Origin of the sequence: Streptomyces sp. 6-11-2, from assembly GCF_006540305.1 — a bacterium.
GTDB lineage: Bacteria > Actinomycetota > Actinomycetes > Streptomycetales > Streptomycetaceae > Streptomyces.
The window spans coordinates 2242230-2267603 of the sequence record NZ_BJOR01000001.1 but is presented as its reverse complement, the minus strand read 5'-3'; the positions used below and the strand labels follow the sequence as shown (position 1 = coordinate 2267603).

25 protein-coding genes are annotated in these 25374 nt (G+C 71.5%); 11 read left to right on the top strand and 14 right to left on the bottom strand.

All coding sequences use genetic code 11. The features are described from left to right. Nucleotides 1–4 precede the first annotated feature (4 nt). Nucleotides 5–1504, top strand: a complete 1500-nt coding sequence (locus TNCT6_RS09445) for a glycoside hydrolase family 3 protein (protein WP_141358507.1) — start codon at nt 5–7, stop codon at nt 1502–1504. 673 nt (nt 1505–2177) lie between these two features. On the opposite strand, the gene nagB is transcribed toward TNCT6_RS09445, so the two are convergent. Beyond that, entirely contained in the window at nt 2178–2963 is a 786-nt protein-coding gene (gene nagB, locus TNCT6_RS09440) for a glucosamine-6-phosphate deaminase (RefSeq protein WP_141358505.1), read from the bottom strand. Between the two features lie 710 nt (nt 2964–3673). On the opposite strand from nagB, the gene TNCT6_RS09435 reads away from it, so the two are divergent. Next, on the top strand, nt 3674–5140 hold the full coding sequence (locus TNCT6_RS09435; RefSeq protein ID WP_141366262.1) for a sensor histidine kinase: 1467 nt from the start codon (nt 3674–3676) through the stop codon (nt 5138–5140). A gap of 160 nt (nt 5141–5300) precedes the next feature. Here TNCT6_RS09435 and TNCT6_RS09430 read toward each other — a convergent pair whose 3' ends face one another. Next, nucleotides 5301–5558 (bottom strand): WhiB family transcriptional regulator, encoded by a 258-nt coding sequence (locus tag TNCT6_RS09430; protein ID WP_016639615.1) that lies wholly within the window; start codon nt 5556–5558, stop codon nt 5301–5303. Between the two features lie 316 nt (nt 5559–5874). Beyond that, nucleotides 5875–6843 carry a diacylglycerol kinase family protein gene (locus tag TNCT6_RS09425; RefSeq protein ID WP_141358503.1) on the bottom strand — a complete coding sequence of 323 codons (969 nt, stop codon included), beginning with the start codon at nt 6841–6843 and terminating at the stop codon, nt 5875–5877. A gap of 116 nt (nt 6844–6959) precedes the next feature. Here TNCT6_RS09425 and TNCT6_RS09420 point away from each other — a divergent pair, with 116 nt between their 5' ends. Further along, the gene (locus TNCT6_RS09420; RefSeq protein WP_172632844.1) at nt 6960–7436 is read left to right on the top strand and encodes a hypothetical protein; all 477 of its coding nucleotides are present in this window, start codon (nt 6960–6962) and stop codon (nt 7434–7436) included. A gap of 59 nt (nt 7437–7495) precedes the next feature. On the opposite strand, the gene TNCT6_RS09415 is transcribed toward TNCT6_RS09420, so the two are convergent. The 3 genes from TNCT6_RS09415 to TNCT6_RS09405 form a co-directional block, all read right to left on the bottom strand. Then, nucleotides 7496–8602, bottom strand: a complete 1107-nt coding sequence (locus tag TNCT6_RS09415; RefSeq protein ID WP_373996237.1) for an RNA polymerase sigma factor SigF — start codon at nt 8600–8602, stop codon at nt 7496–7498. A gap of 47 nt (nt 8603–8649) precedes the next feature. Beyond that, nucleotides 8650–9066, bottom strand: coding sequence for an anti-sigma regulatory factor (locus TNCT6_RS09410; protein WP_141358499.1), 417 nt, complete (start codon nt 9064–9066; stop codon nt 8650–8652). Between the two features lie 250 nt (nt 9067–9316). Beyond that, nucleotides 9317–9577: a UBP-type zinc finger domain-containing protein gene (locus tag TNCT6_RS09405; RefSeq protein ID WP_141358497.1), complete on the bottom strand. Its 261-nt coding sequence runs from the start codon at nt 9575–9577 to the stop codon at nt 9317–9319. A gap of 77 nt (nt 9578–9654) precedes the next feature. Here TNCT6_RS09405 and TNCT6_RS09400 point away from each other — a divergent pair, with 77 nt between their 5' ends. Beyond that, a complete protein-coding gene (locus TNCT6_RS09400; protein WP_141358495.1) occupies nt 9655–11250 on the top strand; it encodes a Na+/H+ antiporter in 1596 nt (531 codons plus the stop codon). A gap of 236 nt (nt 11251–11486) precedes the next feature. On the opposite strand, the gene TNCT6_RS09395 is transcribed toward TNCT6_RS09400, so the two are convergent. Then, complete coding sequence (locus tag TNCT6_RS09395; protein ID WP_141358493.1) at nt 11487–12407, bottom strand: 1-aminocyclopropane-1-carboxylate deaminase/D-cysteine desulfhydrase; 921 nt, start codon at nt 12405–12407, stop codon at nt 11487–11489. Between the two features lie 222 nt (nt 12408–12629). On the opposite strand from TNCT6_RS09395, the gene TNCT6_RS09390 reads away from it, so the two are divergent. The 3 genes from TNCT6_RS09390 (at nt 12630) to TNCT6_RS09380 (ending at nt 16112) form a co-directional block, all read left to right on the top strand. Further along, nucleotides 12630–14036 carry a family 2B encapsulin nanocompartment shell protein gene (locus tag TNCT6_RS09390; RefSeq protein ID WP_141358491.1) on the top strand — a complete coding sequence of 469 codons (1407 nt, stop codon included), beginning with the start codon at nt 12630–12632 and terminating at the stop codon, nt 14034–14036. A 127-nt stretch (nt 14037–14163) separates the two neighbouring features. Further along, nucleotides 14164–15330, top strand: a complete 1167-nt coding sequence (locus tag TNCT6_RS09385; RefSeq protein WP_141358489.1) for a family 2 encapsulin nanocompartment cargo protein polyprenyl transferase — start codon at nt 14164–14166, stop codon at nt 15328–15330. 104 nt (nt 15331–15434) lie between these two features. Next, nucleotides 15435–16112 (top strand): N-acetyltransferase, encoded by a 678-nt coding sequence (locus TNCT6_RS09380; RefSeq protein ID WP_141358487.1) that lies wholly within the window; start codon nt 15435–15437, stop codon nt 16110–16112. 19 nt (nt 16113–16131) lie between these two features. On the opposite strand, the gene TNCT6_RS09375 is transcribed toward TNCT6_RS09380, so the two are convergent. The 3 genes from TNCT6_RS09375 to sodN form a co-directional block, all read right to left on the bottom strand. Beyond that, a complete protein-coding gene (locus TNCT6_RS09375; protein ID WP_141358485.1) occupies nt 16132–16557 on the bottom strand; it encodes a VOC family protein in 426 nt (141 codons plus the stop codon). 39 nt (nt 16558–16596) lie between these two features. Beyond that, complete coding sequence (locus tag TNCT6_RS09370; RefSeq protein WP_141358483.1) at nt 16597–17007, bottom strand: helix-turn-helix transcriptional regulator; 411 nt, start codon at nt 17005–17007, stop codon at nt 16597–16599. A gap of 156 nt (nt 17008–17163) precedes the next feature. Continuing rightward, a complete protein-coding gene (sodN, locus tag TNCT6_RS09365; protein WP_020123534.1) occupies nt 17164–17559 on the bottom strand; it encodes a superoxide dismutase, Ni in 396 nt (131 codons plus the stop codon). A 146-nt stretch (nt 17560–17705) separates the two neighbouring features. On the opposite strand from sodN, the gene sodX reads away from it, so the two are divergent. Further along, complete coding sequence (sodX, locus tag TNCT6_RS09360; protein ID WP_141358481.1) at nt 17706–18140, top strand: nickel-type superoxide dismutase maturation protease; 435 nt, start codon at nt 17706–17708, stop codon at nt 18138–18140. Here sodX and TNCT6_RS09355 read toward each other — a convergent pair. Then, nucleotides 18044–18673 (bottom strand): ABATE domain-containing protein, encoded by a 630-nt coding sequence (locus TNCT6_RS09355; protein WP_141358479.1) that lies wholly within the window; start codon nt 18671–18673, stop codon nt 18044–18046. The genes sodX and TNCT6_RS09355 overlap by 97 nt on opposite strands. A 99-nt stretch (nt 18674–18772) precedes the next feature. Between TNCT6_RS09355 and TNCT6_RS09350 the strand changes: the two genes are divergently transcribed. Beyond that, nucleotides 18773–19549 (top strand): class I SAM-dependent methyltransferase, encoded by a 777-nt coding sequence (locus TNCT6_RS09350; protein WP_141358476.1) that lies wholly within the window; start codon nt 18773–18775, stop codon nt 19547–19549. A gap of 90 nt (nt 19550–19639) precedes the next feature. On the opposite strand, the gene TNCT6_RS09345 is transcribed toward TNCT6_RS09350, so the two are convergent. From TNCT6_RS09345 to TNCT6_RS09335, 3 genes are read right to left on the bottom strand one after another with little or no spacing between them, the layout of a single operon-like run. Continuing rightward, entirely contained in the window at nt 19640–20392 is a 753-nt protein-coding gene (locus TNCT6_RS09345; RefSeq protein ID WP_141366258.1) for an amino acid ABC transporter ATP-binding protein, read from the bottom strand. A gap of 50 nt (nt 20393–20442) precedes the next feature. Further along, nucleotides 20443–21378 (bottom strand): amino acid ABC transporter permease, encoded by a 936-nt coding sequence (locus TNCT6_RS09340; RefSeq protein ID WP_141358474.1) that lies wholly within the window; start codon nt 21376–21378, stop codon nt 20443–20445. Between the two features lie 33 nt (nt 21379–21411). Then, nucleotides 21412–22371: an ABC transporter substrate-binding protein gene (locus tag TNCT6_RS09335; RefSeq protein ID WP_141358472.1), complete on the bottom strand. Its 960-nt coding sequence runs from the start codon at nt 22369–22371 to the stop codon at nt 21412–21414. 548 nt (nt 22372–22919) lie between these two features. Here TNCT6_RS09335 and TNCT6_RS09325 point away from each other — a divergent pair. Beyond that, nucleotides 22920–24143, top strand: coding sequence for an NADP-dependent malic enzyme (locus TNCT6_RS09325; RefSeq protein ID WP_141358470.1), 1224 nt, complete (start codon nt 22920–22922; stop codon nt 24141–24143). Between the two features lie 141 nt (nt 24144–24284). Continuing rightward, nucleotides 24285–25250 carry a zinc-binding dehydrogenase gene (locus TNCT6_RS09320; protein ID WP_141358468.1) on the top strand — a complete coding sequence of 322 codons (966 nt, stop codon included), beginning with the start codon at nt 24285–24287 and terminating at the stop codon, nt 25248–25250. The last annotated feature ends 124 nt before the right edge of the window (nt 25251–25374 follow it).

Genomic DNA, 25374 nt, shown 5'->3' with positions numbered 1-25374 from the left:
CCCGATGACGACAATCGCCACCGGCACCGACACACTCACTCGCGACGCGCTGACGGTCCTCCAGCCCGGCTTCACCGGGACCACGGCCCCCGACTGGCTGCTCCGGCGCCTGGGCGAGGGCCTGTCCTCGGTCGGCCTGTTCGGCCGGAACATCGCCTCGCCCGAACAGTTGGCCGCCCTCACCGCCCAGTTGCGCGCCGAACGCGAGGACGTTCTGGTCGCCATCGACGAGGAGGGCGGCGACGTCACCCGTCTGGAGGTGCGCACCGGCTCCAGCTTCCCCGGCAACCACGCGCTGGGCGCGGTGGACGACGTGGAACTGACCCAGGCCGTCGCCCGCGAACTCGGCAGGCGGCTGGCCGAGTGCGGAGTGAACTTCAACTGGGCGCCCTCCGCGGACGTCAACTCCAACCCCGGCAACCCGGTCATCGGCGTACGGTCCTTCGGGGCCTCCACCGACCTGGTCGCCCGGCACACCGCCGCCTACGTCACCGGCCTCCAGTCCGCGGGGGTCGCCGCCTGCACCAAGCACTTCCCCGGGCACGGCGACACCGCCGTGGACTCCCACCACGCGATGCCCCGCATCGACGTGGGCGCCGAGGTGCTCCAGGAGCGCGAACTGGCCCCGTTCCGCGCGGCGATCGCCGCCGGCAGCAAGGCCGTGATGAGCGCCCACATCCTGGTGCCGGCCCTGGACCCGGACCTTCCGGCAACGTTGTCCCGCCGGGTGCTGACCGACCTGCTGCGCGGCGAACTGGGCTACGAGGGCCTGATCGTCACCGACGGCATGGAGATGCGGGCCATCGCGGACAACTACGGCATCCGGCGCGGCAGCGTCCTGGCCATCGCCGCCGGAGCCGACGCGATCTGCGTGGGCGGCGGACTGGCCGACGACGAGACCGTGACCGGTCTGCGCGACGCCCTGGTCGCCGCGGTCCGCTCCGGTGAACTGCCCGAGGAACGGCTGGCGGACGCCGCCGACCGGGTCCGCGCCCTCGCCCGCTGGACCGCCGCGGCCGCGGGCCCGCCCGGGACGGACGGGACGGACGGCGACGCCGATCCGGTGGTCGGGCTGCGGGCGGCCCGGCGCGCGCTGCGCGTCACCGCCGCGGAGGGCTTCACCCCGCTCACGGATCCGCCCTACGTCGCCGCCCTCACCCCCGTCGCCAACATCGCCGTCGGTGACGAGACCCCGTGGGGCGTGGCCGCCGAGCTCTGCCGCCTCCTGCCGGGCACCCGGACGGGCAGCTTCGCCGGCGAGGGCGCGGGCCGCTCGGCCCTTCAGGAGGCCGGCACCCGGCGTGTGGTGGCCGTCGTCCGCGACGAGCACCGCCACCCCTGGATGGCGGCCGCCCTCGACACCCTGCTCGCGGCCCGCCCGGACACGGTGATCGTCGAGATGGGCGTCCCCCAGGCGCCCCCGCGCGGCGCCCTCCACATCGCCACCCACGGCGCGGCCCGCGTCTGCGGCCGAGCGGCGGCGGAGATCATCACGGGCGAGTGAACCGCCTGCCGGCGCCCACGCCGCCGCTGTCGGCCACTCGACCGCCCGGGTCCGTGACCTCCCGGCGCACCACCGGCGACACACAGCAGACAGCGGTGCCCCGGTGGGCCAGGAGCGGGGCGGTACTGGTCCCTGCGGAGCCGTTCCGCGAGGCCTTCCCCAGGGCCTCTCGTTTGGATCATGCCGGGCTCGCGGGTCCTGGCACCGTTCCCCCGAGCTCTTCGAGCTGGGGGTACCCCCAGCCGCGTTGTCGTCGGTCGGCAGGGCTCCGCCCTGCCGCCCTCCTCCGCCGTGCGATGCACGGCACCGGACCCCGCTCCCTGATCCGGCCTGATCCGAACGAAAGACCCCAGGTCCGGGAGCCGGGCGTGCGGGCCGACCTGCCCCGGGACGCCTCTCCGGCCGACCCGGGCGTGCCCGCTCGGGCTTTCGTGGCGAGGCGGGGGCGGGGCGGCGCCGGCCCCGCTCGGCGCCCAGCCGGCGAGATGGTCGCCCGGCGCGGCTGTGCCTCGGGACTGCCCGCCGCCGCGGTTGTGACCCCGCCACGACCGCCGCCGTGGCGGCACCATGCGTGTGAGGCTGCCCCCGTCACGCCTTACGGCTGTCGACGCGGCGACGCCGGCCGCCCCCTGCGGGGTGGCCGGCGTCGCCGTGCATTGGGCCGTGCGAGTGGCTAAATGCCCTGCCAGTCCGGCTTGTTGGTGTAGGCGTGGCGGAAGTAGTCGGCGAGCTTCAGCTTGGACGCGGCGGCCTCGTCGACGACGACCGTCGCGTGCGGGTGGAGCTGGAGTGCCGAGGCGGGGCAGACGGCGGCCAGCGGGCCCTCGACGGTCGCCGCGACCGCGTCCGCCTTGCCCTCGCCCGTCGCCAGGAGCACCAGGTGCCGCGCCTCCAGGATCGTCCCGATGCCCTGCGTGATGACGTGGTGCGGCACCTGGTCGACGTCGCCGTCGAAGAAGCGCGCGTTGTCGGCGCGGGTCTGCTCGGTCAGGGTCTTGATCCGGGTGCGCGAGGCGAGCGACGAGCACGGCTCGTTGAACCCGATGTGCCCGTCGGTCCCGATCCCGAGCAGTTGCAGGTCGACACCGCCGGCCTCGGTCAGGGCCCGGTCGTAGGCCGCACAGGCCGACCGGACGTCCTCGGCGGTGCCGTCGGGCCCGAGGAAGGCGTCCATGCCGATGCCGAGGGGCTCCAGCACCTCCCGGCGCAGCACCGAGCGGTAGGACTCGGGGTGGTCGGCGGGCAGCCCCACGTATTCGTCGAGCTGGGCGATCCGCACCCGCGAGATGTCCGAGGCGCCGGAGCGCACCTTGGCCGCCAGCGCCTCGTACACGGGCAGGGGAGTGGAGCCCGTGGCCACGCCGAGCAGGGCGTCGGGCTTGCGCCGGAGCAGCCGCGCCATCGCCTCGGCGATGAGTTCGCCGCCCGCTCTGGCATCCGGAACGATGACAACTTCCACGCTGGGCCTGCCGATCTGAGGAGGATCTGAAGGGGACGGACCCGACAACGGGGGTCGTGTGGTTTAGACCAATCCAAGCCCAATCTAACAGAGTCGAGCCCGCCCGTGCCGTGCTCCTCCGCCCGCGTGCCCGAAGGGGTGGGGGCGGTCGCCCGGGGCGGATCGCGACCGGCGTGCGACGGCGTGAGCCGGGGGAAGGCGGGGGAAGGCGAGGCGCTCACGGAAATCCACCCCGCCATCCGGCCCCGCCGCCGAGCCGGGCGGGCTAGGCTGCGGGGAGCACGCCGGGAGATCCGGTCCGCAGGCCGGCCCGGCTCCGTTCCGACCGGTCGTTCGGTGAAGAAAACACAACAACCGCCGTCCCGCACATGGACAGGGCAAGTGGTCTAGTCCAGAATGCTGTGAGACGTCTCGAAGAGCGCACGCGCGCGGCACTGTCCGCGCACGACAGGTGAACGCACGAGCCTCCGTCTTCCCCGCACAGGAAGGCGGACCGAGGACCCGGAGCTCTCTGCCCTGACTGCCCCGGTTCCTCATCCTTCGGCCGACCGGGACCGCACGCCCACGGCCGATACTGCTCCGGGCTGCGGTGCCGGGAGGGTTGAGGGTCCCTCTCAGGCGCCGCGGCCCGCGGGTGTCTCCGGGGCCCCGCGCCTCCGCCTATTTCAGGACCGTACAAACGCCCGGGTACGCTCGCAGACGTGCCCTCCATGAACGAACTCGTACGCCAGCACACCGCGCTCGACGACTCCGATCTCGAGTGGCTGCACATGCTGGTCTCGGAGTGGCAGCTGCTCTCCGACCTCTCCTTCGCCGACCTCGTCCTGTGGGTCCCCACCCTGGACGGCACCCGGTACGTCTCGGTCGCCCAGATGCGGCCCAACACCGGACCCACCTCCTACCAGAACGACATGGTCGGCCACCTCGTCCCGCGCGGCCGCCGCCCGATGCTGGACGCCGCCCTCGACGAGGGCCGGATCGTGCGGGAGGGCGACCCCGAGTGGCGCGAGGAGGTCCCGGTCCGCGTCGAGTCCATCCCGGTGCGGCGGGAGGGGCGCGTCCTCGGCGTCATCGCGCGCAACACCAACCTGCTGACCGTGCGCACCCCGAGCCGGCTGGAGCTGACCTATCTGCAGAGCGCCTCGGACCTGGCGCAGATGATCGCGGCCGGTTCGTTCCCGTTCCCGGACCAGCAGGTCGACATGGACGCCTCGCCGCGCGTCGGCGACGGCCTGATCCGGCTGGACGCGGACGGCATCGTCCAGTACGCCTCGCCCAACGCGCTCTCCGCCTACCACCGCCTCGGCCTCGCCGCCGACCTCGTCGGCCATCACCTGGGCGAAACCACCGCCGAGCTCGCCCCCTCCCGGGCCCCGGTGGACGAGGCGCTGGTGAAGCTGGCGAGCGGCTGGGCGCCCCGGGAGTTCGAGATCGAGGCCCACGACGGAGTGATCCAGTTCCGGGCGATCCCGCTCAAACCCAAGGGCACGCGCATAGGTTCGCTGGTACTGCTCCGGGACGTGACCGAACTGCGCCGACGCGAGCGGGAGTTGATCACGAAGGACGCGACGATCCGGGAGATCCACCACCGGGTCAAGAACAACCTCCAGACGGTGGCGGCCCTGCTCAGACTTCAGGCCCGGCGCATCGAGTCGGAGCGCGGCCGGGAGGCCCTGGAGGAGGCGGTCCGCCGGGTCGGCTCGATCGCCATCGTGCACGAGACGCTGTCCCAGAACCTGGACGAGCGCGTGGAGTTCGACGAGATCGCCGACCGGGTGCTGGCGATGGTCGCCGAGATCTCCCCGGGCAAGGTGACCGGGCGGCGCAGCGGCCGCTTCGGGATCCTGGACGCCGAGGTCGCCACCCCGCTGTCGATGGTGCTGACCGAGGTTCTGCAGAACGCCCTGGAACACGGCTTCGGCGAGGGCGAGACGGGGACGGTGGAGGTCTCCGCGGTCCGCGGCGGCACCTCGCGCGAGGCCCGACTGCTCGTCACCGTCCAGGACGACGGCGTGGGTCTGCCCGACGGCTTCGACCCGCACAGCTCCGGCAACCTCGGCCTCCAGATCGTACGGACCCTGGTCGAGGGGGAGTTGGGTGGCACCTTCGACATGGTGCCGGCCCCGGAGCGCGGCACCCGGGTGATCCTCGACATTCCCGTGCAAGCGCACAAGTAGCCCGCACAGCAAAGAGCCTCGGACCGAAATCGGTCCGAGGCCAGTCGCTCGTTGCGGCTTGTGTGCGCATCGGGGGTACTGCGCGCTGCGGCTCGGGGGCGGGAGATGCGTACTCGCTGTACGCGCCGCCAAGCTCAGGCTGTCAGCGGGGTGGCTGTGGTCAGGCGGAGGCCTGACGAGCCCGGTTGCGGGCGGCGCGGCGCTTCATCGCGCGGCGCTCGTCCTCGCTGAGACCACCCCAGACGCCGGAGTCCTGACCGGACTCGAGCGCCCACTGCAGGCACTGCTCCATAACCGGGCAGCGACGGCAGACGGCCTTGGCTTCCTCGATCTGCAGCAGCGCAGGACCGGTGTTGCCGATGGGGAAGAACAGCTCGGGGTCTTCCTCGCGGCAAACGGCGTTGTGACGCCAGTCCATGGCTGCTACCTCTCTTGGTGTTACGTACGGTTGCTTGTGAATGTGAACGCTTTCACGAATCCCTCAACAAGGGAAGGGCCGACTGCCAGGTTCCCTGGCGTGGTCCTGTGATTTGGAGAGGGGTTCCGGTGATCTCTGGGGCCCGTGTGGTGGGCCGCCCCGATCGCCACGTAGAGACTCGCAAACCTCAGCGGCGGATACAACCCCTTCCGGAAAGTTTTTTTTGATTCCTCGGTGTCGACTAGGTCACAGCCGTACTTCCATGGGGTGGATCCTGGCCTAAACGTTCGAGTGAAAGGACTTTGGGCCCTTCTACTCACACAATCACACGCAGTGCACGGCGTACGCCTGTGAACGTCACGCTTCTACGGAGCCCCAGGTGGTCACCGTCCATCTGGAGGGGGAGCGGCACCTTCGAATGCAAGGTGAAGCGGCTCAGATCGTGCAGGGAGGCCGCATGCCTGCCATAGGGGCCGCGCTCGGGGGACGAAGTGAGCAACTGGGTGCCATACCGGGCAACCGCGGCGGTGGACAGGCGGCTGAGACCGAGCACGTCGAGCCCGGTATCGAACGAGGCCTTAGGCGACGTGTACATCGGACGATTGCCGAGATACGTCCACGGCGAGGTGTTCGAGACTATCGCCACCACCAGCTCGGTGAGCGGGTCCTCCCCGGGCCGCTCCAGGGTGATCGTCCCGTGCCGGCGGCTCGGCTCCCCGAGGAACTGGCGGACCACCTGCCGTACGTACAGGGCGTGCGTGGACTTCTTGCCGCGCTCGCGCTGCTGTTCCACCCGGCCGACCACGCCGGCGTCGAAGCCGAGCCCGGCGTTGAAGGTGAACCAGCGCTCCGGCACCGCCGCGTCGTCGGTGCCGGGCGTGCCCGAGGCCAGCCCCAGCCCGACCGTGCGCTCGCCGCCCCGGCGCAGGGCGTCCAGGATGGCGCCGGTGGCCTCCACGGCGTCGTTGGGCAGGCCCAGGGCGCGGGCGAAGACGTTGGTGGAACCGCCGGGCACCACCGCCAGGCGCGGCAGGCGCTCGGGATCCGGGCCGCGGTGCAGCAGGCCGTTGACGACCTCGTTGACCGTGCCGTCGCCGCCGAGGGCCACCACCATGTCGATGTCGTCGCTGTCCGCGGCCTGCCGGCCCAGATCGCGGGCGTGGCCGCGGTACTCGGTGGTGACCGCGTCCAGCTTCATCTCGCTGGCGAGCGCGTGGATCAGGACGTCGCGCGTACGTGCGCTTGTGGTGGTTGCCGCCGGGTTGACCACGAGTAGTGCACGCATGAGGTGCAGCGTACCTACCGGACAGTACCGGCCCCACCCCGAGGTAGGGATCCGGTAAGAGGCAAGGACGTGAGCCTGCACACGGTGGTCCGTGCCGCGAGGGCTACGCTGCTGGGGTGAGCAGTGACCGCAAACCCACCCCCAGGATCACGGACGGCACGGACGCCCCGGACACAGCGGGTCCGCGCCCGCGGCGGCTGACGTACGCGGCGGCGCTCGCCGCGCTGGAAGGGCTCGTGCTGGTGGCCGGCGGGATCTGGCTGCTCGTCGCGGGCATCACCGGCCACGAGGGCGACCGGCAGACCGGGGTCACCGGCGGCATCACGGTGATCGTGCTCGCGCTGCTGCCGCTGCTCGCCGCCCGCGGACTGCTGCTGCGCCGCAGCTGGAGCCGGGGACCCGCGGTCATCACGCAGATCATGGCGCTGCCCGTCGCCTACACCCTGCTGCGGGCCGACGGCGTGGCCATCCCGGCCGGCATCGCGCTCGCCGTGGTGGCCGTGGCGTCGCTGGTGCTGCTCGTGAACCCGGAGACGACCAGGGCCCTCGGCATCAAGGGCCCTGGCCGGGCCGAGGAGACCGGGCAGCGATAGCCCTGCGGCCGGCCTCCGCCCCGGCCGTCCCGGTCCCCGCGGTCCTCGCGGCTCTTCCGCTACTCCTCCACCAGCAGCTTCTCCCGCAGCTGGGCCAGTGTGCGGGCCAGCAGCCGGGAGACGTGCATCTGCGAGATGCCGACCTCCTGCGCGATCTGCGACTGGGTCATGTTGCCGAAGAAGCGCAGCAGCAGGATCCGCTTCTCGCGCGGCGGGAGATCCTCCAGCAGCGGCTTCAGCGACTCGCGGTACTCCACGCCCTCCAGCGCCTCGTCCTCGGCGCCGAGGGTGTCCGCGACCGCGGGGGACTCGTCGTCGGTGTCGGGGACGTCCAGGGACAGCGTGGAGTAGGCGTTGGCGGACTCCAGGCCCTCCAGGACCTCCTCCTCGGAGATGGCGAGCTTCTCGGCGAGCTCGTGCACCGTCGGGGAGCGGCCGTGCAGCTGGGACAGCTCGGCCGTCGCGGTGGTCAGCGCCAGGCGCAGCTCCTGGAGCCGGCGCGGCACGCGCACCGCCCAGCCCTTGTCCCGGAAGTGCCGCTTGATCTCGCCGACGACCGTCGGCGTCGCGTACGTGGAGAACTCCACGCCGCGGTCCGGGTCGAAGCGGTCGACGGACTTGATCAGACCGATGGTGGCGACCTGGGTGAGGTCGTCCAGCGGCTCGCCGCGGTTGCGGAAGCGGCGCGCGAGGTGCTCCACGAGCGGCAGGTGCATGCGGACCAGCTGGTTGCGCAGCTCGGCGTACTGCGGGCTGCCCTCCTTCAGGGAGCGCAGTTCGACGAACATGGCACGCGCGCCGCTGCGGTCCTGAGGGTCGTGTCGCGCGTTGCGCACGATCGGAGCGGCCCGCGACCCGTCCTCGGAGTTTCGCTCGTGCTCGCTCATCGTCCCGCCCGTTGCCCTTCCCCGAGCCCTCGCCTCCTTCCCCGCGCTGTCGCCGGTCTCACCGTTCTCGTCTTCGCTCGGACAGGGGGAGTCCCCGTGAGGGGGAGGACCGCCGTGGCCGGCGACCAGCGGCTCGTCCTCCGGGTGCGGCCTGGCCTGCTCGGGGATGCCGTCGATACCGTCCGCCGCGCGCCGGGCCGCGGCCGGACCGCCCCGGGCTGCACCGCCCGGGGCTCCGGTCCCGTCCGCGCGCGCGGGAGTCCCGCCCTCGGCCGGCATCTCCCGTGTGCCGCGCTCTTCGTCCCGCACCGGCCCGTCCCCGTTCCTCACGCCGGCCCGGGTCCCGCGCCGCGCTGTTTGTAGAGGCTGATCGACACGGTCCTGTCGTCGTCCACGGCGGAGGAGACCTTGCCCGCGAGGGCGGACAGGACGGTCCAGGCGAACGTGTCCCGCGAAGGCGCGTGACCGTCCGTCGTCGGGGCCGAGACGGTGACCTCGAGCGAGTCGTCGACCAGCCGGAAGACACAACTGAGCACCGAGCCGGGCACGGCCTGCTGGAGCAGGATCGCGCAGGCCTCGTCCACCGCGATGCGCAGGTCCTCGATCTCGTCGAGGGTGAAGTCCAAACGGGCCGCGAGACCGGCCGTGGCCGTCCGCAGCACCGACAGGTAGGCACCCGCAGCCGGCAGCCGGACCTCCACGAAGTCCTGGTTCGCCGCGGGCTCGCCTGCGATCTGGGACACCCTCACCTCCAAGGTGGTACAAGCTCTCTCAGGGCCGGGGGCATCCCCCGGGACAACGCGATACATGGTTCAGCGGTGACGCTACCGCGCGCCCGGCCTTCCTGTCCCGGGGCCCCAACCCCATTGCTGTCACTCATAGTAAAGCTACGGATACACTCCGTGGCTAGGGGTTCCGCGGGCCCAAATGGGAACGGCGGGCGCCGGGTTGACGTACCCAGACGTCAGACGGTCGAACCGTCCCCGATTCCGGTCACACCAGTACGTGGTCCACGAAGCACCAACGCCAGTCCTCGCCGGGTTCGAAGGTCCGCATCACCGGGTGTCCGGTGTCCTTGTGGTGCTTGGTCGCATGCTGTCCCGGCGACGAGTCGCAGCATCCGACGTGGCCACAGGACAGGCACAGCCGCAACTGCACCGGATGCGCGCCCTCCGCCAGGCACTCCGGACACGTCTCGCTCTCGGGGCCGGGCTCCGGATGCGGCAGCGTGCCGGCGTGCGTGCACTGTTTCATGATTGCCAGATTACGACGGGCGTGCGGGTGACCGCGCGGAAAGCGGACGGGCGACGAACGATGGGTGGGCGAGGAGCATGGACGTAGTGCCGCTGCTGTTCCTGGTGGCGGGAAGTGCCGTGGTGGCCGGGGCCGCCCGGCGCACCCCCGTGCCGGCGCCCCTGCTGCTGGTCGCGGTCGGACTGGTGGTCTCCTACCTCCCCGGGGTCCCCGCCTACGCCCTCGACCCCGGCGTGGTCCTGCCCCTGCTGCTGCCGCCGCTGCTGTACACCTCCGCCATCGACAGCTCCTACCTCGACCTGCGCGCGCAACTGCGGCCCGTGGCGCTGCTCTCCGTCGGGTACGTGCTGTTCGCGACCTTCGTGGTCGGCTGGGCCGTGTACCTGCTCGTGCCGGGACTGCCGCTGACCGCGGCCCTGGTGCTGGGCGCGGTGGTGGCGCCGCCGGACGCGGTCGCGGCGACGGCGGTGGCCCGCCGGGTCGGGCTGCCCTCGCGGATCACCACGATCCTCCAGGGCGAGTCCCTGCTCAACGACGCCACCGCGATCACCGCCTACCGGGTGGCGCTGGCCGCCGCGGTCGGCGAGGGCGCGACCTGGGCCGGGGGCGTGAGCGAGTTCCTGGTCGCGGCGATCGGCGGCGTCGGGATCGGGCTGGTGCTGATGGCGCCGCTGCACTGGCTGCGCACCCACCTGAAGGAGGCGCTGCTGCAGAACACGCTCTCCCTGCTGATCCCGTTCGTCGCCTACGGCGTCGCCGAACAGGTGCACGCCTCCGGCGTCCTGGCCGTCGTCACCGTCGCCCTCTACCTCGGCCACCGCGCGTGGGAGGTCGACTTCGCCACCCGGCTCCAGGAGGACGCGGTGTGGCGGATGGTGGCGTTCGTCCTGGAGTCGTCGGTGTTCGCCCTCATCGGACTTCAGCTGCCGGTCGTCCTCAAGGGCCTCGGGGCGTACTCCGGGCCCGAGGCCGCCTGGTACGCGGTCGCCGTCTTCCTGGTGGTCGTCGTCACCCGGTTCGTATGGGTGTACCCGGCAACGTTCCTGCCCCGGCTGCTGTCCCGGCGTGTCCGGGAGCGCGAGGAGAACCCCACCTGGAGGGGCGCGATGGTCACCGCGTGGGCCGGGATGCGGGGCGTGGTGTCCCTGGCCATCGCGTTCTCGATCCCGGTCGCGCTGCACGACGGCACGCCCTTTCCAAAGCGCAACCTGCTGCTGTTCCTGACCTTCACGACGGTCATCGGGACCCTGGTGGTGCAGGGACTGACGCTGCCGCCGCTGATCCGCGTGCTGCGGTTCCCCGGCCGCGACGTACGGGCGGAGACCCTGGCCGAGGCGAACGCGCAGGCGCAGGCGTCCCTGGCCGCCGAGCGGCGCCTGGACGAACTCCTGGCCGACGAGCGCAACGCCCTGCCCCCGCCGCTCGCCGACCGGCTCCGCACGGTCCTGGAGCGCCGCCGCAACTCCGTCTGGGAGCGGCTCGGTCAGGTCAACCCGGTCACCGGCGAGTCGGTCGACGACACCTACCGCCGGCTGTCCCGGGACGTGATCAGCGCCGAGCGCGAGGTCTTCGTACGCCTGCGGGACGGCCGCTACATCGACGACGAGATGCTGCGCACCCTGCTGCGCAGGCTGGACCTGGAGGAGGCGGCCGCCTACCGGGAGGCGGCGTGAGGGGGCGGGCGGGGCCTCCGGGACGAGAGGCCGCGTGGGGCGTCCGGGGTGCCGGGTGGTGTGGTGAGGGCGGGGTAGGGCCTCCCGGAGGCCGGGTGACGGCGCCCGGGTGCCGGGTCGGGGCGTGAGGGTCCCGGGGGCGGCTCAGGCGGGTGCGGGGTGCGGGTGTGGTGGCGGGATGGTTCGGACGGTGGCGGGCGTGATGGCCGGGTGGCGGCGCCCGGTTGACGGGCGGCTCAGGCGAGTGGTGCCGGGAAAGGCCTGCCTGTGACGACCGCGGCGATGGTCGTCCCGCGCGGGAAGGCGTCCTCGCCGGCCAGGACGACCAGGCCGTACAGCAGCTTGGCCACATAGAGGCGCTCGACGGGGACGCCGTGCCGGGCGGTGAAGTCCTCGGCGAAGGCGTCGAGTTCGGCCGGGACACGGGCGTAGCCGCCGAAGTGGAAGCGCTCGTCGAGCGACCACGTGCCCCGGCGGGCGCCGAAGGCCCGCTCCTGGAGGGTCTCGATGTCCGCGGCCAGGAAGCCGCCCCTGAGGACCGGTATGCCCAGGGCGCGCCGACCGGGTGCGAGCCCGGCGGCCAGGCCGGCCAGGGTGCCGCCGGTGCCGCAGGCCAGGGCGACGACGTCCGCGTGCTCGCCCAGTTCCTCGCCCAGCGCCCGGCAGCCGCGTACCGCCAGGGCGTTGCTGCCGCCCTCGGGGACCACATGGGCCTCCTCGGCGCCCGCGGCGCGCAGCAGGGCCGCCAGCGTCTCGGGTTCGGCCTTGCGGCGGTACGTCGCCCGGTCGACGAAGCGCAGCCGCATCCCGTCGGCCACGCAACGCGCCAGGGAGGGGTTCAGCGGGCGCTCGGCCAGCTCCTGGCCGCGGACCACGCCGACCGTCGGCAGGCCCAGCAGACGGCCCGCGGCGGCCGTCGCACGCAGGTGGTTGGAGTAGGCGCCGCCGAAGGTCACGACCGTCCGGCCGGCCGCGGCCCGCAGGTTCGGGGCGAGTTTGCGCCACTTGTTGCCGGTCAGCTCCGGGTGGATCAGGTCGTCGCGCTTGAGGAGCAGCCGCAGGCCGCGACGGGTGAAGCGGTCGTCGGCGACCTCCTGGAGGGGCGAGGGCAGCCGGGGGGACAGCGCGGCGAGGCCGGGGGCGGCGGAGCTGGTCACCCGGCCATTGTCCCCGCCCGGCCCGAGCGGTGGCACGGCCGCCGGGGTGCCGCGAATCCGCTGGTCACGGAAGGGGAATCCGCCATTTCTGCCCCGGGCGGCGGTGATCCATTCCCGCTCTTTCGGGTAATGGCACGACCACGCTCCGTGCTGGAAGGCTGACGCACGCAAATCGATGCACGGCGCCGAGCGTGCCGGGCATGAGCGGGAAGGCAATTGTCTATGTCGGTAGGCGAAGAGGTCCGCACGGAGCAGGACCGGCCGCAGCAGAGCCTCGGCACCGCGGCCGCGCGGAACCTGGCCACCACCACCAAGTCGGTTCCCCAGATGCAGGAGATCAGCTCGCGCTGGCTGCTGCGCATGCTGCCCTGGGTCGACGTGCAGGGCGGCACGTACCGGGTGAACCGGCGGCTCACCTACGCCGTCGGCGACGGCCGCATCACCTTCGTGAAGACCGGCGACCGCGTCGAGGTCATCCCGGCCGAACTCGGCGAACTGCCGGCACTGCGGGGCTACGAGGACGACGACGTGCTCTCGGAGCTCGCCCAGCGCTGCCGCCAGCGCGAGATCGAGGCGGGCCAGGTGATCGCCTCCTTCGGCAGCCAGACCGAGGAGGTGTACCTGCTGGCGCACGGCAGGGTCCAGAAGGTCGGCACCGGTCCCTACGGCGACGACCAGGTCCTCGGCGTCCTCGCCAACGGCGCGTACTTCGGTGAGCAGTCGCTCCTCGACCCGGACGCCATCTGGGAGTACACGGCCCGCGCGGACACCGCGTGCACCGTCCTCGTCCTGTCCCGCCGCGACTTCGAACAGGTCGCCGACCGCGCCGAATCGCTGCGCGCCCACCTCCGGCAGCGGGTCTCGATCCCCGAGCAGGGCGCCAACAAGTACGGGGAGAAGGCGGTCGAACTCGCCGCCGGACACAGCGGTGAGCCGGACATCCCGCACACCTTCGTCGACTACGAGGCCAGCCCCCGCGAGTACGAACTGAGCATCGCGCAGACCGTTCTGCGCATGCACTCGCGCGTGGCCGACCTCTACAACCAGCCGATGAACCAGACGGAGCAGCAACTCCGGCTGACCGTCGAGGCGTTGAAGGAGCGCCAGGAGCACGAGCTGATCAACAACCGCGACTTCGGCCTGCTCCACAACTGCGAGTACGACCAGCGGATCCACCCGCACGACGGCGTGCCGAGCCCCGACGACATGGACGAGCTGCTCAGCCGGCGGCGCGGCACCAAGCTGTTCCTCGCCCATCCGCGCGCGATCGCCGCGTTCGGCCGCGAGCTGAACAAGCGGGGCCTGGTCCCGGAGACCATCGACATGGGCGGCAACCGCATCCCCACCTGGCGCGGTGTGCCGATCTTCCCGTGCAACAAGATCCCGGTCACCGAGGCGCGGACCAGCTCGATCATCGCCCTGCGCACCGGCGAGGACGACCAGGGTGTCATCGGGCTGCGCGCGAAGGGCATCCCCGACGAGATCGAGCCGAGCCTGTCCGTGCGGTTCATGGGCATCAACGAGCAGGCGGTCATCAAGTACCTGGTGACGGCCTACTTCTCGGCGGCGGTGCTGGTGCCGGACGCGCTGGGTGTCCTGGAGAACATCGAGGTCGGCCGTTGGCGCTGACCACGCGCGCCGGCTCCCGGTGTCCCGGCCCGCCGGGCCGGGTACATCCGGGGGGTGGGCGCCCAGTTCCGGCTGCGGGAAGCGCCACCGTCCGCGGTCTCTTCGCGGGGGATCGGATGCGGATCGGATGGTTGAGTTCATGACGGAGACGACGCGGCGCCCGGCCGGCGTGCCCCGCCCCGCCGGGGCCAAGTGGCCGACGGGAACCGGCTCCGCCGAGACCCTGGTCCGGCCCGCCGCCGGCGGTGGCACGGGCGGACCGGCAGCGCTCGACGGGCACGACGCGGCGGTGATCCTCGAACGGTCCCGGGCGTCGGTCGAGCCCGAACTGCGGGCGGCCGTCGCCTCCCTGCCCGCCTGGATGCGCCGGATCGCGCGCTACCACTTCGGCTGGGAGCACGCGGACGGCAGCCCGGCCGCGGGCAACGGGGGCAAGGCCATCCGTCCGGCACTGGTCCTCACGGCGGCCACCGCGCTCGGCGGGCCGCCCGCGCGGGCGGTGGCGGCGCGGGCCGCGGCGGCGGTGGAGCTGGTCCACAACTTCACGTTGCTGCACGACGACGTGATGGATCGGGACGTCACCCGACGGCACCGGCCCACGGCGTGGACGGTGTTCGGCGAGAACGACGCGATCCTCGCCGGGGACGCGCTCCAGGCGCTGGCCATGGGACTGCTCGCCGAGAACCCGCATCCGGCGTCACCGGCCGCCGCCGCCCGGCTCGCGGCCTGCGTCGTCGAACTGTGCGAGGGCCAGCGTGCGGACACCGCCCTGGAACGGCGTGCCCCCGGCGAGGTCACGCTCGCCGAGGTGCTCGCCATGGCCGAGGCCAAGACGGGCGCGCTGCTCGGCTGCGCCTGTGCCGTGGGCGCCCTGTACGCGGGAGCGGGGGAGGAGGAGGTCGGGGCGCTGGACGCGTTCGGCCGGCAGGCGGGGCTCGCCTTCCAGCTGATCGACGACGTGATCGGCATATGGGGCGATCCGGCCCGCACCGGGAAACCGGCCGGCGCCGACCTCGCCGCCCGCAAGAAGTCCCTGCCGGTGGTCGCCGCGCTGACCTCCGGCACCCCGGCCGCGGCCGAACTGGCCGAGCTGTACGCCCGGCCCCACCAGGCGGGGGAGGAGGAGCGTATGACGCTGGTGGTGGAGCGGGCCGGCGGCCGGGACTGGGCGCAGGCCCAGGCGGCCGACCGGATGGCCCGGGCCGTGGACGACCTGGCCCGCGCCGTACCGGAGCCGGCGAACGCGGGCGGCCTGCTGGCCCTGGCCGAGTTCGTGACCAGACGCACCAGCTGACCCCCCGGCGGGCCCCGCACTGCCCCACGGTGTGCGGGGCCCGCCGCATTCGCTTAGGCTCAACTCCCATACATCGAACGGGACTTGAGCCGAGAGGGCGGAAGATGGGCGTGCGGATCCGAGCGGCGGGGGAAGACGACCGGGAACTGGTCGTGCGGCTGCTGGACGAGGCCTTCCAGGACGACCCGGTGAGCGGCTGGGTCTTTCCGGAGCGGGAGTACCGCCGGACGACCCACCACCGGCTGATGGCCGCCTTCACCGACATCGTGCTCGCCGAGGGCCGGATCGACGTGACCGAGGACGGCACGGCGTGCGCGCTGTGGCTGTCGATGCCGGCGGCCGACGACGATGGTCCGGACGGCGGGGACGGCGGGGACGGCGGGGACGGCGGGGACGGCGGGGACGGCGGGGACGGCCCGGACGAGGGCGACGACGCCGTGCGGCTGCGCGAGAGCGTCGACCCGGCGAACGCGCGGGTCGAGGAGATCGCCCGGCTGATGGCCGAGTCGCATCCGGCGGACCGTGCCCACGAGTACCTGTGGATGATCGGCGTCGCACCGGCCCGCCAGGGGGAGGGCCTGGGCAGCGCCCTCGTCCAGCACGTCCTCGACCGCTGCGACCGCGAGGGCCTGCCCGCCTATCTGGAGGCCAGCAGCGAGCGCAGCACGAAGCTCTACGAACGCCTGGGCTTCACCTACGCCGACCGCACCCTCGACATCCCGGACGGCCCCCGGATGTGGCCGATGTGGCGCGAACCCGTCACCGGCCGGGACAGGCCCTGACCCCGCGGACCCGCCGGGCTCAGGACCGCTCGTCCTCCGACCGCTCCAGGAAACGCAGCATGTTCCCGGCCGGATCGCGGAAGGCGCAGTCGCGCACCCCGTACGGCTGGTCCATCGGCTCCTGGACGACGTCGGCGCCGTACTCCTGGACGCGGGCGAAGAGGGCGTCGCAGTCGGCGGTGGTGAAGATGACCCCGCGCAGCATGCCCTTGGCCAGCAGCCGGGCCATGGCCTCCCGGTCGGCGGGGGAGGCGTCAGGATTCGCCGCGGGCGGCTCCAGGACGATCTCCACGTCCGGTTGCAGCGGCGACCCCACGGTGACCCACCGCATCCCCTCGAAGCCGACGTCGTTGCGGACTTCCAGCCCCAGCACGTCGCGGTAGAAGGTGAGCGCCTTGTCGTGGTCGTCGACGGCGATGAAGCACTGGCGCAGTTTGAGGTCCATGTCCTCACGCTAGTGCTGTGACCGGAAAGGTTCACCGGCTCAGGGCGCGGGCGGCGGTCCCGCTCGCCTGGGGCGGGTGAAAGTCCGGGCCACGCAGGCCGGGATCGCGGCGCTGTCGTCGTGCGACCGCGCCCGGTAGGCGCTCGGGGTCTCGCCGACGAGTTCGGTGAACCGCGAGCTGAAGGATCCCAGCGACGTACAGCCCACCGCCAGGCACACCTCCGTCACGCTCATGTCCCCCCGCCTGAGCAGCGCCTTCGCCCGCTCGATACGCCGCGTCATCAGGTACCCGTACGGCGTCTCCCCGTACTCGGCCCGGAAACTGCGCTGGAAGTGCCCCGGCGACATCAGCGCGGTCCGCGCGAGCGCGGCCACGTCCAGCGACTCGGCATACTCACGGTCCATCCGGTCACGGGCCCGCCGCAGCCGCACCAGATCCTCGGGCGTCACTTTGCCAGCATGCCACGCCGGCCACCGGCCACGCGGGCGGGAGAAAAAGACCGCACCCGGGCCGCGTGGACGCCGTGTGCGGCGTTTCTGCGGGCCGGGTGCGGGCCGGAGGACCTGCGGTCAAGGAGACCGCGGGTCGGAAAACGTGATCGAAGGTCAGGCCTTCTTGGTCTCCCAGAAGATCTTGTCGATCTGGGCGATGTAGTCCAGCGCCTTCTGGCCCGTGGCCGGGTCGGTCGAGGCCTTGGCGGCGGAGAGGGCCTTCAGCGCGTCGTTGACCAGCTGGTGGAGCTCCGGATACTTCTCGAAGTGCGGGGGCTTGAAGTAGTCGCTCCACAGCACGGAGACGTGGTGCTTGGCCAGCTCGGCGCGCTGCTCCTTGATGACGGTGGCGCGCGCCTGGAAGTGCGGGTCGTCGTTCGCGGCCATCTTCTCCTGGACGGCCTTCACCGACTCCGCCTCGATGCGGGCCTGGGCCGGGTCGTACACACCGCAGGGAAGGTCGCAGTGCGCGCTGACCTTGACCTTGGGGGCAAACAGGCGGGAAAGCATGGAGCCATCCTTCCTCGTGATCGTCTTCTCAGGTGGGACATTACTCCCTGCCAGGCGTGTTTTCGCGAGTGCCCCCTAGGGCTTAGGACAAAAGTCCGGGGTGAGACTGAGACTGGTGGAGGAACGTGACCGGGGAGGTGCCGGGGATGCCCGAGCTGTCGCAGGAGACCGAACGCAGGGGCGCCGTGCTGCCCTTCGGGCTGGCCGAGGTGACCGGGCCGTCCATGGTGCCCACGCTGCACCACGGGGACCGGCTCGTGGTGCAGTACGGCGCCCGGATCCGGCCCGGTGACGTGGTGGTCCTGCGGCATCCGTTCCAGCAGGACCTGCTGGTCGTCAAGCGCGCCTCGGAGCGGCGCGACAGCGGCTGGTGGGTGCTGGGCGACAACGCGTACGCGGGCGGGGACAGCACCGACTACGGGACCGTGCCCGAGGACCTGGTCCTGGGCAAGGTGCGGTTCCGCTACCGGCCGCGCAGACGCGCTCAGCGCTCGCCGCTGGCGCTGGTGCGCTGGGCGCTCTCGGCGGCCCGGCCCGTGTTCACCGACCGGTCGGCCTCCAGGCGCTTGCGGGCCCGGTAGGCGGCGACGTTCGCGCGGGTCGCGCAGCGGTCGGAGCAGTAGCGGCGCGAACGGTTGGTGGAGGTGTCCAGGTAGGCGTTGCGGCACGGCGCGGCCTCGCACAGGCCGAGGCGGTCGACGCCGTACTCCGTGAGGTGGAAGGCCAGCCCCATCGCCGCGATCGCCGCGTAGCCGGCGGTCGCGTTGGACGGGTGGTCCGCCAGGTGCATGTGCCACAGCGGGCGGCCGTCGTCGTCGCGGTGGTCGTGTCCCGAGATCTGCGGGCTCACCGGGAACTCCAGCAGCAGGGAGTTCAGCAGGGCCACCGCGAGCGTCTCATCGCCCTGGTCGGCGGCCTCGAAGACCGAGCGCAGCCGGGCCCGCACCGAGCGGAAGCGCGTGACATCGGCGTCGGTGGCGCGGCGGGCCGCCGAGGCGTTGGCGCCGAACAGGTCCCGCACCGCGTCGACCGAGGTCAGAGTGTCCTTGCCCCGGGCCGGTTCCTCGCTGTTGACGAGCCGTACGGCGTAATCCGAGTAATAGGCCAGTTCCACTTGTAGTCCTTACGGAGGCGCTCTAGGGTCGAGGGAGCGGTCGGGTAACAGCCGGCTGGCCTTCAAGGGTATTACGTGACGTGGGCAGGGAGGGCTGCGATGACGGACACGAGGACGGGCATCACCGCGGAGGGGGCCGACTGGGCCGCCTGGCAGGAGAGCTGGGACCGCCAGCAGGAGTGGTACATGCCCGACCGTGAGGAACGCTTCCGCATCATGCTCGACATGGTCGAGGCGCTCGTCGGCACCGCCCCGCGCGTCCTGGACCTCGCCTGCGGCACCGGCAGCATCACCGCCCGGCTGCTCGCCCGCTTCCCCGGGGCCACCAGCACCGGCGTCGACCTCGACCCGGCGCTGCTCGCCATCGCGCGCGGCACCTTCGACGGCGACGAGCGGGTCTCCTTCGTGACCGCGGACCTCAAGGACCCCGACTGGCCGGCGAAGCTGCCGTACGACTCCTACGACGCCGTCCTGACCGCCACGGCCCTGCACTGGCTGCACAGCGAACCTCTCGCCGCCCTCTACGGCCGGGTCGCGGAACTCGTCCGCGACGGTGGTGTCTTCATGAACGCGGACCACATGATCGACGAGACCACCCCCAGGATCAACGCGGCCGAACGCGCCCAGCGGCACGCGCGCATGGAACAGGCCAAGCGGGCCGGCGCCCTGGACTGGGCCGAGTGGTGGCAGCTGGCCGCCAAGGACCCGGTGCTGGCGGAACCGACGGCCCGCCGCTTCGAGATCTACGGCGAGCACGCCGACGGGGACATGCCGTCCGCCGCCTGGCACGCGCGCGTACTGCGCGGCCAGGGCTTCACGGAGGCCCGCCCGGTGTGGTGCTCGCCGTCGGACACGCTGCTGCTCGCCCTCAAGTAGGACTCGCGCGCACCGCACACGGGAGGGGCGGTACGGGAACCGTCCCGTACCGCCCCTCGTCCGTCCTCGTCCGCTGTCGTTCGCGTCCTGCTACAGCACCTTCGACAGGAACGACTGCGTGCGCTCGTGCTGCGGGTTCGTCAGGACCTCGCGCGGATGGCCGGATTCCACCACCACGCCCTCGTCCATGAAGACCAGGCTGTCACCCACCTCGCGGGCGAAGCCCATCTCGTGGGTGACGACGACCATCGTCATGCCGGACTCGGCGAGGTCGCGCATGACGTCGAGGACGTCACCGACCAGCTCCGGGTCGAGCGCCGAGGTCGGCTCGTCGAACAGCATGAGCTTGGGGTCCATGGCCAGGGCGCGGGCGATCGCCACCCGCTGCTGCTGGCCGCCGGAGAGCTGCGAGGGGTAGTGCCCCGCCCGGTCGGCCAGGCCCACGCGCTCCAGGAGCTGCACGGCCCGGTCCCTGGCCTCGCCCTTGTTCACGCCCTTGACCTGGACCGGCGCCTCGATGACGTTCTCCAGCGCGGTCATGTGCGGGAACAGGTTGAAGCGCTGGAAGACCATGCCGATGTCCCGGCGCTTCAAGGCGACCTCGCGGTCGCGCAGCTCGTACAGCTTGTCGCCCTGCTGGCGGTAGCCGACGAGCTCGCCGTCGACGTACAGCCGGCCCCCGTTGATCTTCTCCAGGTGGTTGATGCAGCGCAGGAACGTCGACTTGCCGGAGCCGGAGGGGCCGATGAGGCAGAACACCTCGCCGGGCCTGACCTCCAGGTCGATGCCCTTGAGCACCTCCACCTGGCCGAAGGACTTGTGGACGCCCTCGGCCTTCACCATCGCGACGCCGGCGTCGCGCACGATGGTGTCCTGCTTGGTGAGCTTGTCGGTCATGCCGTGACCTTCCTGCTGGAGAAGGACGTCAGGTGCGCCCTGACCTTCTGCCACGGCGTCGGCGGCAGGCTGCGGCTGGAGCCGCGGGCGTAGTACCGCTCGATGTAGTACTGGCCCACGCTCAGCACCGAGGTCATGATCAGATACCAGGCGGCGGCGAGGAAGTACATCTCCACCGGGGCGCCGGAGACCTGGCCGATGTCCTGGGCGTAGCGGAACAGCTCCGAGAACTGGACGGCCGCCACGAGCGAGGTCGTCTTCAGCATGTTGATGACCTCGTTGCCGGTCGGCGGCACGATCACCCGCATGGCCTGCGGGATGACGATCCGGCGCAGGGTCTTGGAGTGGCTCATGCCCAGCGCGTGGGCGGCCTCCGTCTGGCCCTCGTCGACGGCGAGCAGACCGGCGCGGCAGATCTCCGCCATGTACGCCGCCTCGTTCAGACCGAGGCCGAGCAACGCCGTCAGGAGCGGCGTCATGAAGTTCGACCAGTAGTCCTTGTAGAACGGCATCAGGTTGATGTACTCGAAGACCAGGCCCAGGTTGAACCACAGGAACAGCTGGACCAGGACCGGGGTGCCGCGGAAGAACCAGATGTAGAACCAGGCGATGGACGAGGTCACCGGGTTCTTCGACAGGCGCATCACCGCCAGGATGATGCCGCCGACGATGCCGATCACCATCGACAGGACCGTCAGCAGGAGGGTCTTGCCGACGCCGGTGATGATCCGGTCGTCGAAGAAGTAGTCCGGAACCGCGTGCCAGTTGATCTTGCCCTGGCCGAACGCGTAGATGATCGCGACCAGAATCGCGATGGCGACGGCGGCGGTGAGATACCGCCCGTAGTGCCGGACCGGAATGGCCTTGATGGCCTGCGGTCCGGCCGGGGGTGTGTCCTTGGGCCCCGCCGTCTTGTCGATGTCAGCAGTCACGGGTGTCGCCTCTCAGCGGCCGCTCGGGCGCGGTCACTTGCCGCCGTTGATGACGGATTCCTTCACGGCACCGTCCTGGGCGCCCCACTTCTCCAGGATCTTCTCGTACTCGCCGTTCTTGATGATCGCGTTCACCGCGGCCTGGAGCGCGTCGCGCAGCTGGGTGTTCGTCTTGCTGACGGCGATGCCGTACGGGGCCGCCTGGACCTGCGGGCCGACGACCTCGAAGTCGTTGCCGCCGCCGGAGGTCTTCACCGCGTACGCGGCCACCGGGAAGTCGGAGGAGACCGCGTCCGCGCCGCCCGAGCGCAGACGGGTCTGGGCCTGCTGGTCGTCGTCGAACGGCTCAATGGTGAGCTTCTTGTTGCTCGGGCACTTCTTCGCCTCGGACTTCGCGAGGTCCTCCGAGACGGTGCCGCGCTCCAGGGCGATCTTCTTGCCGCACAGGTCGGACCAGCTGTTGATGCCCTTGGTGTCGCCCTTGCGGGTGTAGATCGAGACACCGGCCGTCAGGTAGTCGACGAAGTCGACGCCCTCGCCGACCTTCTTGCCCGTGCTCGGGTCGATGCCCTCCTGGCGGCTCTTGTTGTCCGTCATGGCCGACATGGCGATGTCGTAGCGGTTGGACCGCAGGCCGGTGAGCAGGGCGTCGAAGGTGCCGTTCTCGAATTCGAAGGTCACCCCGAGCTGCTTGCCCAGGGCCGCCGCGACGTCGGGGTCGAGGCCGACGACCTTGCCCGACTTGTCCTTGAACTCGACCGGCGCGTACGCGATGTCGGAGCCGACCTTGATGGAGCCCTTCTCGCGGATCTGGGCCGGGAGCTTGTCGGCCAGCGGGGCCGCGTTCGACGAGCCGCCGCCCGACGGCTCCTTCTTGTCCTTGGTCTGGTCACCGCAGCCGGTGAGGATCAGGGCGCCGGTGACCACGATCGCACCGACCGCAGCTAGCCGGGAGTGCGCGGCGGTCGTACGACGGGTGGAGCGTGCGGTCATTGTGGTTCCTCCGGCTGATGGATGGAGCTGCCGACGGGGCGACGAGAACGCACACCTTCGGGTGTTGCGACCTCGTGTGATTGACCGCATCTTGCCATTCGGGCTGCGCCATTCAGGGGAGTCGCCATGTCAAAATCGGATAACGGGTGACCCCCGAACCGCGCGGAGCGGCTTCGGCGAAGCCGGACCATCTGCGGGAATGCCTTCTTTCGGCCGGAAGATCTTCGGCTTGTCTCAGGATGCGGTCTGCCGGGACATGATGTTTGAGTGCACTTGCGGCTCTGTCGGGCATTCGACGACGAGTTGTCCCCATATTGGGCCAAGTGCCGTGCCTCCGTCATGTGACCTTGACGTTATGGACTCGTCGTTGACGCCGGTCGTCCGGTAAGAAGGTTCTTTACACCCCTCATCCGGGGCTCAGAGCGCGTGTGCGGCGCGCCCGTCGCGTAGGAGACCGAAGGCATCACTCACGGTCCGTGCGCGGTCCCGCCCGCTCCTCACCAGGAGCGGCAACCCTCAAACCATGAACACTTAAGGGGTAAAACCAAGTGGCAGCGGAGATCGTCAATCCTCGCAGCGACCGCGGTACGGATCAGGACGGCGGGGCTGAGCCGCTCGATTCCTTCGATCCGGCCTTCGCGCTGCACCGCGGCGGCAAGATGGCCGTGCAGGCCACCGTGCCCGTCCGCGACAAGGACGACCTGTCCCTGGCGTACACGCCCGGCGTCGCGCGCGTGTGCTCCGCCATCGCGGAGCAGCCGGAGCTGGTCCACGACTACACGTGGAAGTCGTCCGTGGTCGCCGTCGTGACCGACGGCACGGCCGTACTCGGGCTCGGTGACATCGGCCCCGAAGCCTCCCTCCCGGTGATGGAGGGCAAGGCGATCCTGTTCAAGCAGTTCGGCGGTGTGGACGCGGTGCCGATCGCGCTGAGCTGCACCGACGTCGACGAGATCGTCGAGACCGTGGTGCGCCTCGCGCCGTCCTTCGGCGGCGTGAACCTGGAGGACATCTCGGCCCCCCGGTGCTTCGAGATCGAGCGCAGGCTCCAGGAGCGTCTGGACATCCCGGTCTTCCACGACGACCAGCACGGCACGGCGGTCGTGACCCTCGCGGCGCTGCGCAACGCGGCGCGGCTGAGCGGGCGGGCGATCGGGGACCTGCGGGCCGTCATCTCGGGCGCGGGCGCGGCCGGCGTGGCCATCGCCAAGATGCTGATCGGGGCCGGTATCGGCGATGTCGCGGTCGCCGACCGCAAGGGCGTGGTGTCGGCCGACCGCACGGACCTGACGCAGGTCAAGCGCGAGGTGGCCGAGTTCACCAACAAGGCCGGGATCAGCGGTTCCCTGGAGGACGCGCTGGCCGGCGCCGACGTCTTCATCGGCGTCTCCGGCGGCACGGTCGCGGAGGAGGCCGTGGCGTCGATGGCCGAGGGCGCCTTCGTGTTCGCCATGGCCAACCCGAACCCCGAGGTGCACCCCGAGGTCGCGCACAAGTACGCGGCGGTCGTGGCGACCGGGCGCTCGGACTTCCCCAACCAGATCAACAACGTTCTGGCCTTCCCCGGCATCTTCGCGGGCGCGCTCCAGGTGCGGGCGTCCCGGATCACCGAGGGGATGAAGATCGCGGCGGCCGAGGCGCTGGCCGGGGTCGTCGGGGACGACCTCGCCGCGGACTACGTGATCCCCTCGCCGTTCGACGAGCGGGTGGCCCCGGCCGTGACCGCGGCGGTGGCCGCCGCGGCCCGTGCCGAGGGCGTGGCGCGTCGCTGAGCCGGCCCGAACGGCCCCGTCCCCCGAGGACGGGGCCGTTTCTCTTGCCCTCCTGCCCGGTGCTCTCCTGCCCGGCAAGAGGGTGAGTGTCACAGAGGCGCGTGGTTCCGCCGGCCGGGGCGCACCCCTATGGTCAAGGTCATGTTCGCTGTCTACGCCGCCCGAATCGACCGCGACCAGCCGCTGAGCGGCCTGGAGTCGGGGGAGCGCCCCGCCCCCGAGACCCGACCCGGCTGGAGCACGGTCAACGTCAGGGCCGCCTCACTGAACCACCACGACCTCTGGTCGCTGAGGGGGGTGGGGCTGTCCGAGGACAAGCTCCCCATGATCCTCGGCTGCGACGCCGCCGGCGTCGACGAGGACGGCAACGAGGTCGTCCTGCACTCCGTGATCGGACAGAGCGGGTACGGGGTCGGGCCCGGGGAGCCCCGGTCCATCCTCACCGAGCGCTACCAGGGCACCTTCGCCGAACAGGTGGCCGTGCCGACCTGGAACGTCCTGCCCAAGCCCAAGGAGCTCTCCTTCGAGGAGGCCGCCTGCCTGCCCACGGCCTGGCTCACGGCGTACCGCATGCTCTTCACCAACGCCGGCGTGCGTCCCGGCGACTCCGTACTCGTCCAAGGCGCCGGCGGCGGTGTCGCCACGGCCGCGATCGTGCTCGGCAAGGCGGCCGGGCTGCGGGTGTTCGCCACCAGCCGGGACGAAGCCAAGCGCAGGCGCGCGGTGGAGCTGGGCGCGGTGGAGGCGCTGGAGCCGGGGGCGCGGCTGCCGCAGCGGGTGGACGCGGTGATCGAGACCGTCGGCGCGGCCACCTGGTCGCACTCGGTCAAGTCGCTGCGGCCCGGCGGCACGATCGTCATCTCCGGGGCCACGAGCGGCGACCGGCCGTCCCACGCCGAGCTGACGCGCATCTTCTTCCTGGAGCTGAAGGTCGTCGGCTCGACCATGGGCACCAAGGACGAACTGGAGGATCTGCTGTCCTTCTGCGGCGCCACCGGGGTCCGTCCCGTCATCGACGAGGTGCTGCCGCTCGACCGGGCCCGCGAGGGCTTCGAACGGCTGGAGTCGGGCGGCCACTTCGGCAAGGTCGTGCTCACCGCCTCCTGACTCTCGCCACCTGTTCTCCGAACGGCGGGTCCGGGCGTCTTCCGGGCCCGCCGTTCGTCTGCCCGCGCCTCGGGCGTCTCCCTCCCCCGGATGTCTCCACCCCCTGGATATGTCAACCATGGTT